At 39.2% G+C, this 13540-nt stretch carries 17 protein-coding genes; 11 read left to right on the top strand and 6 right to left on the bottom strand.

Annotated features, from left to right (window positions below):
- Positions 1-17 precede the first annotated feature (17 nt).
- Positions 18-218: a hypothetical protein gene (locus ACLIJJ_RS20065; RefSeq protein ID WP_233316471.1), complete on the top strand. Its 201-nt coding sequence runs from the start codon at positions 18-20 to the stop codon at positions 216-218.
- 42 nt (positions 219-260) lie between these two features.
- On the opposite strand, the gene ACLIJJ_RS20070 is transcribed toward ACLIJJ_RS20065, so the two are convergent.
- Together ACLIJJ_RS20070 and ACLIJJ_RS20075 are read right to left on the bottom strand one after the other, a co-directional pair.
- Positions 261-635, bottom strand: coding sequence for a YuzC family spore coat inner layer protein (locus ACLIJJ_RS20070; RefSeq protein WP_233316470.1), 375 nt, complete (start codon positions 633-635; stop codon positions 261-263).
- A gap of 155 nt (positions 636-790) precedes the next feature.
- A complete protein-coding gene (locus tag ACLIJJ_RS20075) occupies positions 791-970 on the bottom strand; it encodes an asparagine synthase (protein ID WP_233316469.1) in 180 nt (59 codons plus the stop codon).
- 278 nt (positions 971-1248) lie between these two features.
- Here ACLIJJ_RS20075 and ACLIJJ_RS20080 point away from each other — a divergent pair, with 278 nt between their 5' ends.
- Entirely contained in the window at positions 1249-1803 is a 555-nt protein-coding gene (locus ACLIJJ_RS20080; RefSeq protein ID WP_233316468.1) for a DUF5366 family protein, read from the top strand.
- A 35-nt stretch (positions 1804-1838) separates the two neighbouring features.
- On the opposite strand, the gene ACLIJJ_RS20085 is transcribed toward ACLIJJ_RS20080, so the two are convergent.
- A complete protein-coding gene (locus tag ACLIJJ_RS20085; RefSeq protein ID WP_411411509.1) occupies positions 1839-3698 on the bottom strand; it encodes a transglycosylase domain-containing protein in 1860 nt (619 codons plus the stop codon).
- 222 nt (positions 3699-3920) lie between these two features.
- Here ACLIJJ_RS20085 and kapD point away from each other — a divergent pair, with 222 nt between their 5' ends.
- On the top strand, positions 3921-4541 hold the full coding sequence (gene kapD, locus ACLIJJ_RS20090) for a 3'-5' exonuclease KapD (protein ID WP_233316466.1): 621 nt from the start codon (positions 3921-3923) through the stop codon (positions 4539-4541).
- 100 nt (positions 4542-4641) lie between these two features.
- Here kapD and kapB read toward each other — a convergent pair whose 3' ends face one another.
- Positions 4642-5037: a kinase-associated lipoprotein KapB gene (kapB, locus tag ACLIJJ_RS20095; protein ID WP_411411510.1), complete on the bottom strand. Its 396-nt coding sequence runs from the start codon at positions 5035-5037 to the stop codon at positions 4642-4644.
- A gap of 132 nt (positions 5038-5169) precedes the next feature.
- Between kapB and ACLIJJ_RS20100 the strand changes: the two genes are divergently transcribed.
- Positions 5170-5682 (top strand): superoxide dismutase family protein, encoded by a 513-nt coding sequence (locus tag ACLIJJ_RS20100; protein ID WP_233316464.1) that lies wholly within the window; start codon positions 5170-5172, stop codon positions 5680-5682.
- Between the two features lie 47 nt (positions 5683-5729).
- On the opposite strand, the gene ACLIJJ_RS20105 is transcribed toward ACLIJJ_RS20100, so the two are convergent.
- Positions 5730-6986, bottom strand: a complete 1257-nt coding sequence (locus tag ACLIJJ_RS20105) for an Nramp family divalent metal transporter (protein WP_411411511.1) — start codon at positions 6984-6986, stop codon at positions 5730-5732.
- Positions 6987-7246: 260 nt separating this feature from the next.
- Between ACLIJJ_RS20105 and ACLIJJ_RS20110 the strand changes: the two genes are divergently transcribed.
- The 4 genes from ACLIJJ_RS20110 to yugI all read left to right on the top strand — a co-directional run bounded on the left by ACLIJJ_RS20110 (position 7247) and on the right by yugI (position 9827).
- Complete coding sequence (locus tag ACLIJJ_RS20110) at positions 7247-7507, top strand: DUF1871 family protein (RefSeq protein WP_233316463.1); 261 nt, start codon at positions 7247-7249, stop codon at positions 7505-7507.
- Between the two features lie 40 nt (positions 7508-7547).
- Positions 7548-8048 (top strand): Lrp/AsnC family transcriptional regulator, encoded by a 501-nt coding sequence (locus tag ACLIJJ_RS20115; RefSeq protein ID WP_233316462.1) that lies wholly within the window; start codon positions 7548-7550, stop codon positions 8046-8048.
- Entirely contained in the window at positions 8048-9220 is a 1173-nt protein-coding gene (locus ACLIJJ_RS20120; protein WP_233316461.1) for an aminotransferase, read from the top strand. The genes ACLIJJ_RS20115 and ACLIJJ_RS20120 overlap by 1 nt, the downstream gene beginning before the upstream one ends.
- A gap of 196 nt (positions 9221-9416) precedes the next feature.
- Positions 9417-9827, top strand: coding sequence for a S1 domain-containing post-transcriptional regulator GSP13 (yugI, locus tag ACLIJJ_RS20125; protein ID WP_233316460.1), 411 nt, complete (start codon positions 9417-9419; stop codon positions 9825-9827).
- A 49-nt stretch (positions 9828-9876) separates the two neighbouring features.
- Here yugI and ACLIJJ_RS20130 read toward each other — a convergent pair whose 3' ends face one another.
- Positions 9877-10110, bottom strand: coding sequence for a DUF378 domain-containing protein (locus ACLIJJ_RS20130; RefSeq protein WP_233316459.1), 234 nt, complete (start codon positions 10108-10110; stop codon positions 9877-9879).
- A gap of 249 nt (positions 10111-10359) precedes the next feature.
- Between ACLIJJ_RS20130 and ACLIJJ_RS20135 the strand changes: the two genes are divergently transcribed.
- From ACLIJJ_RS20135 to ACLIJJ_RS20145, 3 genes are all read left to right on the top strand, one after another.
- Positions 10360-11523, top strand: coding sequence for an iron-containing alcohol dehydrogenase (locus ACLIJJ_RS20135; protein ID WP_237941841.1), 1164 nt, complete (start codon positions 10360-10362; stop codon positions 11521-11523).
- Between the two features lie 199 nt (positions 11524-11722).
- Entirely contained in the window at positions 11723-13072 is a 1350-nt protein-coding gene (locus ACLIJJ_RS20140) for a glucose-6-phosphate isomerase (protein WP_233316457.1), read from the top strand.
- A gap of 126 nt (positions 13073-13198) precedes the next feature.
- Complete coding sequence (locus ACLIJJ_RS20145; protein ID WP_233316456.1) at positions 13199-13531, top strand: four-helix bundle copper-binding protein; 333 nt, start codon at positions 13199-13201, stop codon at positions 13529-13531.
- Positions 13532-13540 lie beyond the last annotated feature (9 nt).

Genomic DNA, 13540 nt, shown 5'->3' on the forward strand with positions numbered 1-13540 from the left:
GGAGGCAATGCGTGCATATGTATGGATATAGATATCGTCCTCAAGATTCAAGAATTTTCTTTGGAGCTCCATTAGTTGGTGGATTAATAGGTGGATTAGTAGGAGGAGCAGTCGGAGGTGCGCTAGTTAGACCAAGACCTTATTTTTATGGACCGCCAGTCCCTTATGGACCGGTTCCATATGGTCCAGCTCCGTACGGCCCATACCCTTATTATTAAAAGTATTTTCCCGCATTATTTGTATGCGGGAGTTTTTTTTTATTATTCACTCCAGCGCAGCTTCAATGTTAAATAACAGCATGGAGGAGCATTCTTATTGTCAAAATCAAGTGTGATTCCATCCGGATTATATTTAATTTTTGGGAGGTTTTTTATTCCGCTTGTGCGAAGTAATTCATTTACAGCGCTGGAATTGGAGGCTTGAGCTGCTTGCATAACTCTTCTTGCATAATCTCTTGATTGGAATCTTGTTATAAGTGTATTTGCATCTGTTAACAGGGCCATGCTGCTTTGCGCACTTTTAACAAACTGATCTGGCTTTACTTCCGGAAGCTGACGAATGGGATAAGGATAATGCAAATATGGGTGAATGGGAATTGGCTGATAAGGATAAACACGATGAGAAGGTCTTAACATATTATTCACTCCAATCGGTTTCTGTTAGTGGCTACTTTATCGTATTCCTATCCAGTTTTTCATATGTACACTTTAGGCACTTTTATGTCCTTTGGCGTAATAAAAAAAGCACTAGGCGAAACGAAAAAGCCGCTTCGCGCTAATGCATAAATTCATTACTTGTTGCGGTGCTCCACTAAATCAATCGCTCCTAATACAATATGTGCTAAGCCAAAGCCAAACACCGTATTGGAAACCATAGAGTCGATTTTGCGGTTCTGCTTCATTACAAGGCCAGCTGTAGTTACTGCAGTACCTAAAACAGTCGGAATTAAACCTTCACGAATATTTTCCATTTAGCTTCACCCCAGTTATAATTTGCCCCTTCTTGTAGGACAATAATAGTATGTGCTTAAACCTCCTTTATTAAGCCCTGTATTGGATTGGTACATATTGTTTTTAAAGCTTCATTAAAATTGTTCATACTTTGTGTATTAACCAATATGTAAGGAAAAAATAGAGAGGAGTAAGCTTTTAGAAAGATGGATTTTTGCTTAATAAGGCATTTCCTAATACAATAAGAGCTATATCTTTATTACCAATGTTTAGCATAAGGAGTTATTAAAGGAATTAGATGAATACATATCTGACTAGTTACTTTCCGCTTTTTTCTATCAGTTTTTTTAGCTTATCTTTTGCAATCCGCATCCAGTCAACAGTGATTGACCTTTTTAAAAGGCTGGGGATGTATGAGGGTTTGTTGGAATTTTTCTCAGAGACAGGGATTAGGCTTGCATTGCTGCTGTTTTTTTGCGTGTTTATTTTTATGGCGTTATCTGCACTTAAACTGATTGCAGACACTTTAAATGGGTTATCGTTATTGTTTTTTTCCATTGATTCAAAAGGGGACAGCTTAATCAAAACAAGGAAAGGAAGCTTCATTTATTTTTGCGGCAGTATTCTCTCCTTGTTCGGTGTATACAGCTATATTATTCTTCTTGCTATCTTTGTCGTGACGACACTTGTTTACTTTGTTTATTTCGTTAACTCTGCAAGCGGCAGTCTGAATTTTAGCGGAATCATTTTTTATATTTTCTTTCAAGTATTAACATGGGCTGTCATGATTACAGGATTTCTGTTATTATGTATCAAGCTATATAACGCTATTATTGGCAGCTTGCCAATCTAAAAAAGCACCTGTCCATTTTTTGAACAGGTGCTTTTTTATGGTATCAATATCTTTTTCCAAATAGAAAGATGGGGAGCATTGCTTTCAATGCTTTTCAAATTGGTTGGGGCATCCTTTCCGACCCAAACACCAACAGTTAAATCATTAGATAAACCGACCATCCAATAATCTTTATAATCATTCGTAGTACCAGTTTTTCCTCCCAGATAAGGAGCTTGAAAATTTGCCTTCTTTGCTGTTCCGGATGTCACTGTGTGTTTTAGCAAGGTTCTCATCTTGTCATTCGTCGCTTTATTCCAGACCGTTTCCTCTGCTTCCTTCCATTCATAAAGCAGATTGCCGTCAGCATCTGTTACGGACGTGATGGCATGTGAGCTTTTAAAGCTGCCGTTATTTCCAAAGACAGTATAAGCATTCGTCATCTCAAGCGGAGACATACCAACTGTGAATCCACCGATAGCGGAGGACAGATGAACATCCTCTTCTGTCACCTTTTTAAAAGGAAAATGAGCTAAATAGCTGAAAGCAGTTTTTAGTCCAATACTATCTGCAAGCCTGACAGCAGGTGTATTATAGGAATGAATAAAAGCTTGATCTAATGTGACATTTCCATAGTCTTGACCACTGTAATTTTGCGGGCAATAACCGTCTTTGCAAAAAGCATCCGCATTAACGGTGGATTTAACTCCTTTACCTGTTTCCTGCAGATAAGGTCCATACACAAGAAGCGGCTTGATAGCAGAACCAGGCTGGCGATATGCTTGATAGCTCCGGTTAAACTCATATTTTTTATAGTTCTTCCCGCCAACAAGTGCGCCTATTGTATGGCTCTTGTGATCGATGACAACTGCTGCTGCTTCTACATCTGTTGTTATCAGGGAGCTTTTCACTGCTTTTACCGCTTTCTCCTGCAAGCGGCGGTCCATTCCTGTATGAATAATAACGCCACTTTCAAGGAGCTTCTGAACTTCGGCATCCAGCTCTTTGCTGAGAATTTCCTTTTCCTTGTCATTTGCTTTTGTTATTTTTTTAGCATAACCTTTTTCTTCAGAAACGAGTGCTCGTAATTCATCCTCCACATATGAGACATAGTCTGGATAAAGATCTGTTTTCTTTTGCACGTGAAGTGTTATTTTTTCATTTGTCATCTTTTTAGCTTCACTGCTGGATATTTTACCCTCTTTTTCCATTAAGGATATTAACCGTTCTTGTCTCTTTTTTGTTTGTTCAAAATGTTTAAGCGGATCATATATAGTTGGATTATTAGGAATGCTTGCCAAAAAAGACAGTTCTGCTTTGGACAAGTCACTCGATTTGCTGCTGAAGTAATAATTCGCTGCTGCTTCAATGCCATACATATTATTGGCAAAATAAACGGCATTAATATATTGAGTAAGAATTTCTGCTTTTGACCACTTTCTTTCAAGCTCATAAGCGTAAAGAAGCTCTTTTAGTTTTCGATTGTAGGTTTTATCGTAAGATTGAAACATATTCCGGGCTAACTGCTGGGTAATAGTACTCCCGCCTTGTTCAATAGTATCTGATTCAGCATTGGTCAAGAGAGCCCTCCCGATTGCCGGCAGATCAAAGCCAGCATGTTCATAAAAATGCTGATCCTCTGATAAGATGAACAAATCTTTCACATATTGGGGGATTTCTTCATTTATCAAGTTTTTTCGTATCCCTGCTTGCGGGCTGATTTCTGATATGCTTCTTCCACTATTATCCAAAATGTAGCTGGATTGAGCGAGTGTCATGGAAGAGACTGGTATATTGTCGTCCAAAAATTGATGGAAGCTGACATATTTCTTTTTTTCTGCTGCTGTAAAATAAAGAACAGCTACTAAAGCAATTAGCATTATTACTATAAAGGAAACCCCAAGTTTTTTTCGCATTAATTTTCCCTCATTACTTAAAATCCGTTACTAAAAGCATAAAGGATTTTTTATAAATATGCATGAAGTATTTTGCTGAAAAAAAGGGCAAAATATTACCATAATAGTAAACAAAAAAATAAATAGAAAATTTTAAAGCTTCGCGAATATTCTGTTATAATATAAGAAAAGGTTTTTAGGATAGATGGATCGGAGATTTACTTAGAGAAAGAAGGTGAAAAAATGGAGAAGCAGCAACAATATTTATTTATAGATTTTGAGTTTACCATGCCAGAAAAAAATGCTAAGTATAAAGGTTTTCAACCTGAAATAATTGAAGTGGGCATCGTCGCCGTCGTTAATGACAAGATAAGAGAAACCTTTTCTGCCTATGTGGCTCCAAGCAAGTTTCCCATTCTTTCAGAGCGATGCAAATCCTTCCTGCACATACATCAGGAACAAGTCGATAACGGAATTCCATTTCACGGTTTGCTCGATAAAATCAAGGAGATGGGCAGCGGTTTCTCAAATACAGTTGTAACATGGGGTAATATGGACATGAAGGTGCTCAGGAATAATTGCACTATGGCAGGTGCGTCATTTCCTCTTGCTTGCAGTGAAATAGATTTGTCGATGGAATATAAGCGGTTTTTCGGAGACCAAAATCAGACAGGATTATGGAAAGCAGTGCGGGAATACGGGAGCGAAGGGACAGGAAGACATCACCGCGCCTTAGATGATGCGCTGACAACCTATGACATATTTAAGTTTGTTGAAAAGGACAAAAGGTATTTAGGAAAGACGGAAACGACAACGATTGGCGATTTAATTGATCTATCTAAGTTTTATAATAAATTTGCATGAAAAAAGGATTGACAGCTAAGCTTGTTCTACTAGTTGCCACCCTTTTATTTTTTTGCCTAAAAAGGATTCCTCCCATATAAGGAAGAAATCCCGAAAAAAATTAAGCTTTTGTAATTGCCCGGCGGTACTCCTGCTCCAGTATGCCAAGATTGCTTAAGCTCCTTGCTGCAAATGGGGAATTGTCTTTACTCAGTTCATCCTTCATTTTCGAGACAGCCTGCAAAAGGGATGTCCCGTATTCTGGAGTCTCCTCCTCATAGGGCTTTACCATCGGTTTGGGAGTATTCATCTGTTCTCTGTATGAGAGGGCTTTTCGCTCATGAAAAAAGACATTTTCTGCCTGCTTCGGATTATGTAAATCACCTTGCATAGGGTGCTTAAGAACAGCTAATACCCTCACTAAGTAGCTGTTGCTGCGTATATCTGTAATTTCGCCGATATATTTGCCTGTTTTGTATATGGCAGTAACCTTTGTGCCAATTGTTAGTTCTTCCACATCATTCGCCTCCAAAAACATTCTTTCTTAAATAGTACCATAATAAATCACTATGTTAGAAACAGGGAAACAGCATAATTTAAACAATTCTACAAATAATACTCCTATTATCGGTATTGGAGGAGTTCGTAAATGAAAAAAATCATGCCTATGTTAGCATTGCTTCTTTTAATGGCAGGCTGTGCGGAAGGAGAAGCAACAAAGGTAGATGTGGAAATGTTCAATGATGTCGGCGATTCTTTAGGCAGTATTAATTTGGAGGAGCAGTCTGCAGGAGTGATGCTTACAGTCAACTTAAAGGGGTTGACACCTGGAGTACATGGCCTACACATACATGAGGTAGGAAAATGTGAGGCTCCTACATTTCAAAGTGCAGGAAATCACTTTAATCCTGAGGATAAGGAGCATGGTCTGCTCCATCCAAAAGGAGCACATGCAGGAGACCTTCCCAATCTAATTGTTGAGGATGACGGAACTGTCAAAGCTGAGCTGTTGGCACCGCAAGTCACATTAAGGGACGGCAAGAATTCATTATTTAAACCGAAAGGAACATCCATTGTCATCACTGACCAGGCAGATGATGGAATGACACAGCCGGCAGGAAATTCGGGGGAACGAGTTTATTGCGGCGAAGTCAAAAGATAGCAAAAAGAAGCATGAAACCAGTTGGTTTGCATGCTTCTTTTCTTTTATTAGAAGAAAGTATCGTACAGTAAAAAAAGATTTAAAAGGACAATAACTGCTGCGATCAGCCAAGAGATAATCGTAATTGCTTGCGAGTTTTGCAGGCTGCCCATAATCCGTTTGCTGCTTGTAAACATAATTAACGGGATTAATGCGAAGCCAATTCCAAATGAAAGGATAACCTGGCTTAATACTAATGCTGATGTAGGATTTACTCCTGATGCAATAATAATAATGGGCGGAATAATCGTAATCAGCCTTCTGACATAGATGGGAATTCGAAATTGAATGAAGCCTTGCATAATGACATCTCCGGACATAGTACCAACAGACGAGCTGGACAGGCCGGCAATTAAAAGGCCGAGACCGAACAGGATAGCTGAAGCTGGACTTACAAGCTGCTCGAAATGCTGAAAGGCAACATCCAAGTCATTTACGATAAAGCCATTTGCATGGAATAAGGCACTTGCGACAATAAGCATAGCCGCATTAATAAATCCTGCAATCAGCATGGCAATAAGGATATCAAAAAACTCAAAGCGGAAAATCATTTTCTTCTCTTTTTCTGTTGTACCGACAATCCGTTTTTGCGTTAAGGCAGAGTGCAGATAAATCGCGTGGGGCATAACCGTTGCTCCGAGTATTCCAGCTGCAAGCAGTACACTGTCTGTTCCTTGGAATTGTGGTGTAAACAAACCGTGCAGCACAGAATGGAGCTCTGGTTTTGCGAAGAACATTTGCACAATAAAGGATAAGACAACTATAAACAGCATTGCTGTTATCCCAGCCTCAAGCGATCTGTAGCCTCGTCTTTGCAGCTCCAGTATGGCAAAGCTGCCGATTGCAGCGATAATGCTTGATTCAAGCATCGGAATGCCAAACAGTAAGTAAATGCCGAGTGCAGCACCAATAAATTCTGCTAAATCGGTAGCAATGATAACTATTTCACCTTGAATCCATAAACCGATGCTGACAGGCTTAGGAAATTCCTCCCGGGCGACCTCGGCGAGATTTTTTCCTGTAGCAATCCCTAATTTTGCAGACAGTGACTGAATAATTAAGGCCATAATATTTGAAAACAAGATAACCCATAATAATAAATAACCATATTGAGAACCTGCAGCTATGTTTGTTGCGAAATTTCCTGGATCGATATAAGCAATTGCAGCAATAAAGGCAGGACCAAGAAACGGCAGGAACTTTCTTAGCCCTCCAGGACCATGTAATACAGAACCTGCGTGAGAAGCCTCTTTACTTTTATCCATATGTTCACCTGATTTCTGTTGATTTTTCCTAAGTGATAAAATGTTTCCTTTGCGCAACTTTCCTTTAGGATATTCCTCGATTTCTATTTTGTCAATGAATCTGCAATAAAATGTATAGAGTAAATAAATTGACCTATTGGTTCTCTGTATCGTAAAAATTAGGACCGCAAAAAAATAGCCCTTTTTAGCTGTTATCGTGTTAACTGCGTATATTTTGTGATAGAATATGGACAGCAAAATAGGAGTAAAAAGGTGAAAGTATGAACAATCAAGAAGTTAATCTAGAGCTTGTAAAACTGCTGAATGAATGGGATCCCTTCAAGCTTGGGGAAGGGAATTATGATACGGAAATAGCCGATTGCGTCTATGCCGTCCATGAGCTGGACAATAGGGAAGAGCTTGCAGCAGAAATCCAAAAAATTTATGAGTTTTCTTTTGAGGAATTCATACCAATGGATGAGTGTCTTTCTATATCGACAAAGCTGCTGTTAACAAAAGATAACGGCTCTTGCTCCCTGTAATTTGCAATAAAAAAGTACTGTATAATCTGGAGGGATAAAGATGAAGTTGACGGAAAAAGAAATTGAAGTGGCAGAAATTTTAGAAAAAAACGCCCGTATTACAGATGAAGACATAGCTAAAATGATTGAAGAGGACCTTCAGACAACGAAAGAAATTGTCGCAAAGCTTGAAGATTTGAAAGTAGTTGTCCGCTATACAAGTATTGTTGACTGGTCAAAGGTTGAAGGACATGAAGGCGTTACAGCAATGATTGATGTTAAAGTAACTCCAAAACGGGGAGTTGGATTTGATGAAGTAGCCCAAAGAATTTATCGTTTCCAAGAAGTGAAATCGCTGTATTTAATGTCAGGGACATATGATCTGTCTGTGATTATTGAAGGGAAATCGATGAATGATGTGGCAAGATTTGTTTCGGAAAAGCTGTCCACTTTGGATTCTGTTCTTTCCACAACAACCCATTTTATTCTAAAGCAGTATAAACATGATGGAACAATTTTTGAACCGAATAATGATGATAAAAGGATAGTGGTGTCACCGTGATGAATCAAACGAAAAGCTATATCGCCGACAAAGTAGCAGAAATGAAGCCTTCCGGGATAAGACGATTTTTTGATTTGGCTTCCAATATGGAAGGGGTCATCTCACTTGGAGTCGGTGAACCTGACTTTGTTACATCATGGTCAGCAAGGGAAGCTGCTATTCTTTCCTTAGAGCAAGGCTATACTTCCTATACGGCAAATCCAGGAATGCTTGAGCTGCGCGAGGAAATATCGTCTTACATGAACAGAAGATTCCAGGTCGCTTATAATCCGAATTCAGAGATTATTGTAACAGTTGGTGCGAGCCAGGCGATTGATATTGCGTTGCGGGCGATTCTAAATCCAGATGAGGAAGTGATCGTGCTTGAACCTTGTTTTGTTGCGTATGCACCGCTAGTTACACTTGCAGGCGGTGTGCCGGTACCTGTTCAGACGTTAAAAGAACATGAGTTCAAGGTTCTGCCAGAGCAGCTGGAGGAAGTGATTACAGATAAGACAAAAGCAATCATGATATGCTCCCCGAGCAATCCGACAGGCTCCCTATTGTCTGCAGCAGAATTAGCAGCAATCGCAGACGTTGCTAAGAAGCATGACCTGCTTATAATTTCTGATGAGATATATGCAGAGCTGTGCTATGACGAGGAATATACAAGTATGAGCGCCCTAAACGGCATGTGGGAGAGAACATTGCTCATATCCGGATTCTCAAAAGGGTTCGCGATGACGGGCTGGAGACTTGGTTTTGTTTGCGCACCGGAAGAATTGACGCAGGCTATGCTTAAAATCCATCAATACAGCTTAATGTGTGCTCCGACAATGGCGCAATTTGCCGGACTTGAAGCGTTGAGATCAGGCAGCAACGATGTCGAGGAAATGAAGAAGAGCTATCGAAGAAGACGTAATTTCGTTGTACAGTCATTAAACGAAATGGGGCTGACTTGTCATATTCCAGGTGGAGCTTTTTATGCATTCCCTGATATTACATCAACTGGGCTGACATCAGAACAATTCGCTGAAAAGCTGCTGATGGAAGAAAAGGTAGCGGTTGTGCCGGGAAATGTGTTTGGCGAGAGCGGGGAAGGCCATATCCGCTGTTCTTATGCATCTTCCTTAGAACAGCTGCAAGAAGCTTTAAAGAGAATGAAGGCTTTTACAGAAAGATACAGTAAGTAACAAGGACCGTTTTTAAAACGGTCCTTTCGTTTGGAAAAAATCAGTCAGCATTTATTTAAAAAATTTGCAAAAACTTTAACTGACAAAGCACAATTCAGAGATAATAATAAATACTTTTGTATTAAGGTCTGTTTTGTGATATAATTTTATAATGCATATTAAAGGAAAAATGAATATAAAAACTAGGAGTGTTCTCATGTCAGATAAAATCGAAGTTGGAAGCATAATTACAGGAAAGGTAACAGGCATTCAGCCATACGGCGCTTTCGTTTCTTTAGACGAAAACTTGCAAGGCCTTGTTCATATTTCAGAAGTAACACACGGCTATGTTAAAGATATTAATGAATTTCTTAAAGTAGGCGACGAAGTAAAAGTTAAGGTTCTTTCTGTTGATGATAATGCTGGAAAAATCGGCTTGTCTATCCGCGCTACAGAAGAAGCGCCAGCAGCACCTGCTGATGCTGAAAAAGCTAAAAAGCCTCGTGCTAAACGCCAAGCTGCACCAGTTAAAGTAGATGCAGACAGCAGCCAAGGTTTCAATACGCTTAAAGACAAATTGCAAGAGTGGATTGACCAGTCTAACCGCAATGACCTAATTAAGAAATAATAAAAGAAGCAGGATGCCATAAGCATCCTGCTTTTTTTATTGAAAAATCTTATTTAGCAGATCTTGGTTCAGGTTCACGAGAAACTTCGGCACTTGGTTTAAACAACAATCCTAAGTTAATCAAACCGGCAATCCCAACTAATCCGTAAATGATTCTGGATAATGCTGATTCTTGACCGCCAAAGATTGCTGCTACTAAATCAAATTGAAAAAATCCAATTAGTCCCCAATTTATTGCTCCAATAATCGTTAACACTAAAGCTGTTCTTTGAATACCACTCATGATTGTTTCCTCCTTGTATTGGATTCCCTATTATCATGATGCAAAGAGAATATATTTATGCATTTCTTTGTCTGCATTTTTTCCTTTTTTGGGGCATTATAAAGTTTGGTAAGCAACTATAAAAAAATCCAGTTCTTATCTTTTGATTTTCGAATTACTTTAGTAAATAATAAATAGTGTCCTCCTGCTGGTTTCTAGTATTGGGAAGCAAAAGGAGCATTAATATTTATAATAGGAGGAAAAGGGAACATGAATAATTTTACATTCTATAACCCGACAAAACTGATCTTTGGGAAAGGCCAACTATCCCAGCTTGCAGATCAACTGGCTCCATACGGAAATAAAGTCCTTCTTGTATATGGTGGAGGTAGTATTAAACGCAGCGGTTTATACGATCAAGTTATTGAGCTTTTAAAAGAAAATAATAAAGAAGTGTTTGAACTTTCAGGAGTTGAACCCAACCCTCGCTTAACTACAGTTCAAAGAGGTGTGGATATCTGTAAGACAGAGGGAATTGATTTCCTTTTAGCAGTAGGTGGAGGAAGTGTCATCGATTGCACGAAAGCAATTTCTGTCGGAGCAAAATATGACGGTGATCCTTGGGATATCGTAACAAGAAAAGCAATACCAAGTGATGCTGTACCATTTGGAACTGTATTAACATTAGCAGCTACAGGCTCTGAAATGAATTCAGGCTCTGTTATTACTAATTGGGAAACGCAAGAAAAATACGGCTGGGGAAGCCCGCTTACATTCCCTGTTTTCTCTATCCTCGATCCAGAGAATACATACACAGTACCTAAAAATCAGACAATTTATGGAATTGTAGACATGATGTCTCATGTACTTGAGCATTATTTCCATTTGGAAGAAAATACACAATTCCAAGACTATATGTGTGAGTCCTTGCTTAAGACAGTAATGGAAACAGGTCCAAAACTTGTTAACGACTTAGAGAATTATGAATATCGTTCCACAATCCTGTACTCCGGTACAATGGCATTAAACGGAATGCTTAACATGGGCTACCAGGGAGACTGGGCAACTCACAATATTGAGCATGCTGTATCAGCAGTTTATGACATTCCGCACGGAGGGGGACTTGCTATTCTATTCCCTAACTGGATGAAGCATAACTTAAGTGTAAAACCTTCAAGATTCAAGCAGCTTGCTGTTCGGGTATTTGGGGTTGATCCAGAAGGTAAAACAGATGAAGAAGCTGGATTGGAAGGCATTGAGAAGCTTAGAGAATTCTGGAACAGCATCGGAGCACCTTCAAGGCTGGCAGACTATGATATTGATGACAGCAAGCTTGAGCTGATGGTGGACAGAGCAATGGCAAGAGGAGAATTCGGACGCTTCAATTTATTGAAGGCGGATGATGTTCGCTCCATTTACAAAGCTTCCTTGTAAGCAGAGCTTATTATAAAAAAATTACTAAGTCCCAGCTATGTTAATAGTTGGGACTTAGTAGGTAATAGTGACTAAAAGAAGAATAACCGAAAAAAACTCAAGTTGTATCCGCTTTCAAAACAATCTCATTCTTGATTAGTTTGGACACTTTCGATAAAGTGAAAGAGGATACAAAAATAAATATAATGGAGGATCATTCATGACACACGTTCGTTTTGATTACTCAAAGGCATTAAGCTTTTTTGGAGAACATGAAATTACATACCTATCTGATGCAGTTAAAGTGGCTCATCATTCCCTACATGAAAAAACAGGAGCTGGAAGCGACTTTTTAGGCTGGATTGATCTTCCTGTTGATTACGATAAAGAAGAATTTTCCCGTATCTTAAAAGCATCACAAAAAATCCAAAACGATTCTGAAGTATTGCTTGTTATCGGAATCGGCGGATCTTATCTTGGAGCACGTGCAGCAATCGAGATGCTGAACCACAGCTTCCACAATGCTTTGTCTAAGGATAAAAGAAAAACTCCGCAAATCATCTTTATCGGTAAAGACATCAGCTCAACATATATGAGCGATGTTATCGATTTCTTAGGTGACAAAGATTTCTCAATCAATGTTATCTCTAAATCAGGCACAACAACAGAGCCTGCTATCGCATTCCGTATTTTCCGCAAGCTTTTGGAACAAAAATACGGAGCAGAAGAAGCTAAATCAAGAATTTATGCAACAACTGATAAAGCGCGCGGTGCACTAAAAACACTTGCTACTGAAGAAGGCTTTGAAACTTTTGTTATTCCTGATGATGTCGGCGGTCGTTACTCTGTTCTTACAGCAGTAGGCTTGCTTCCAATCGCTGTAAGCGGTGCAGACATTGAAGCAATGATGAAAGGTGCAGCAGCTGCTCGTGAAGACTTCAGCTCATCTGAACTTAGTGAAAATGCTGCATACCAATATGCTGCAGTTCGCAACGTGCTTTACAATAAAGGCAAAACAATCGAAATGCTTATCAACTATGAGCCAGGACTTCAATACTTCTCTGAATGGTGGAAGCAGCTTTTCGGCGAGAGCGAAGGAAAAGACCAAAAAGGTATTTATCCATCTTCCGCTAACTTCTCAACTGACTTGCACTCATTAGGGCAATATGTTCAAGAAGGACGTCGCGATATTTTCGAAACAGTTGTTAAAGTGGACAAGCCTCGTCATGAATTAACAATTGAAGCAGAAGAAAACGATCTTGACGGCTTGAACTATCTTGCTGGCAAAACAGTTGACTTCGTAAACAACAAAGCATTTGAAGGTACGCTTCTTGCACATACAGACGGCGGTGTGCCGAATCTGATTGTGACAATTCCTGAAATGGATGAATATACTTTCGGTTACTTAGTGTATTTCTTCGAGAAAGCTTGCGCTATCAGCGGATACCTTCTTGGTGTAAATCCATTCGATCAGCCGGGAGTAGAAGCTTATAAAGTTAACATGTTTGCATTGCTTGGTAAACCAGGTTTTGAAGAGAAAAAAGCGGAACTTGAAAGCCGTTTGAAATAAGAGTAAAAAAGGGCAATCCGAAATGGATTGCCCTTTCTCATTTTATAAATCTATCATTTCATGTTTTTAGGAGGAGATTTAAGGATAAATAACTACTAGGTTACATAAGTGTTAAGGAGGGATACTATGCTAGTAGAACAAGAACAAACATTAGTAAGGGCATTGCAAGAATGTATGATAGTCTGCAATCATTGCCTGAATGAATGTCTCGCTGAAGATAAATCAAGCATGATGATAGACTGCATACGAACAGACCGAGAATGCTTGGAATTCTGTGGATATCTAGAACAGGCTATTATCCGTCAATCTCCATATGCTAAAGAACTTGCTAAAATCTGTATGCAAGTTTGTGAGGATTGTGCACAGGAATGCCAAAAACATGACCATAAGCATTGTCAGTATTGTGCTGAAGTTTGCTTGCAATGTATGGAAGCATGTAAAACCTATTTAAACAACTAATATTAATAA

It is taken from the genome of Niallia laureatilytica, from assembly GCF_046613985.1.
In the GTDB taxonomy this organism is placed as follows: domain Bacteria; phylum Bacillota; class Bacilli; order Bacillales; family Cytobacillaceae; genus Niallia.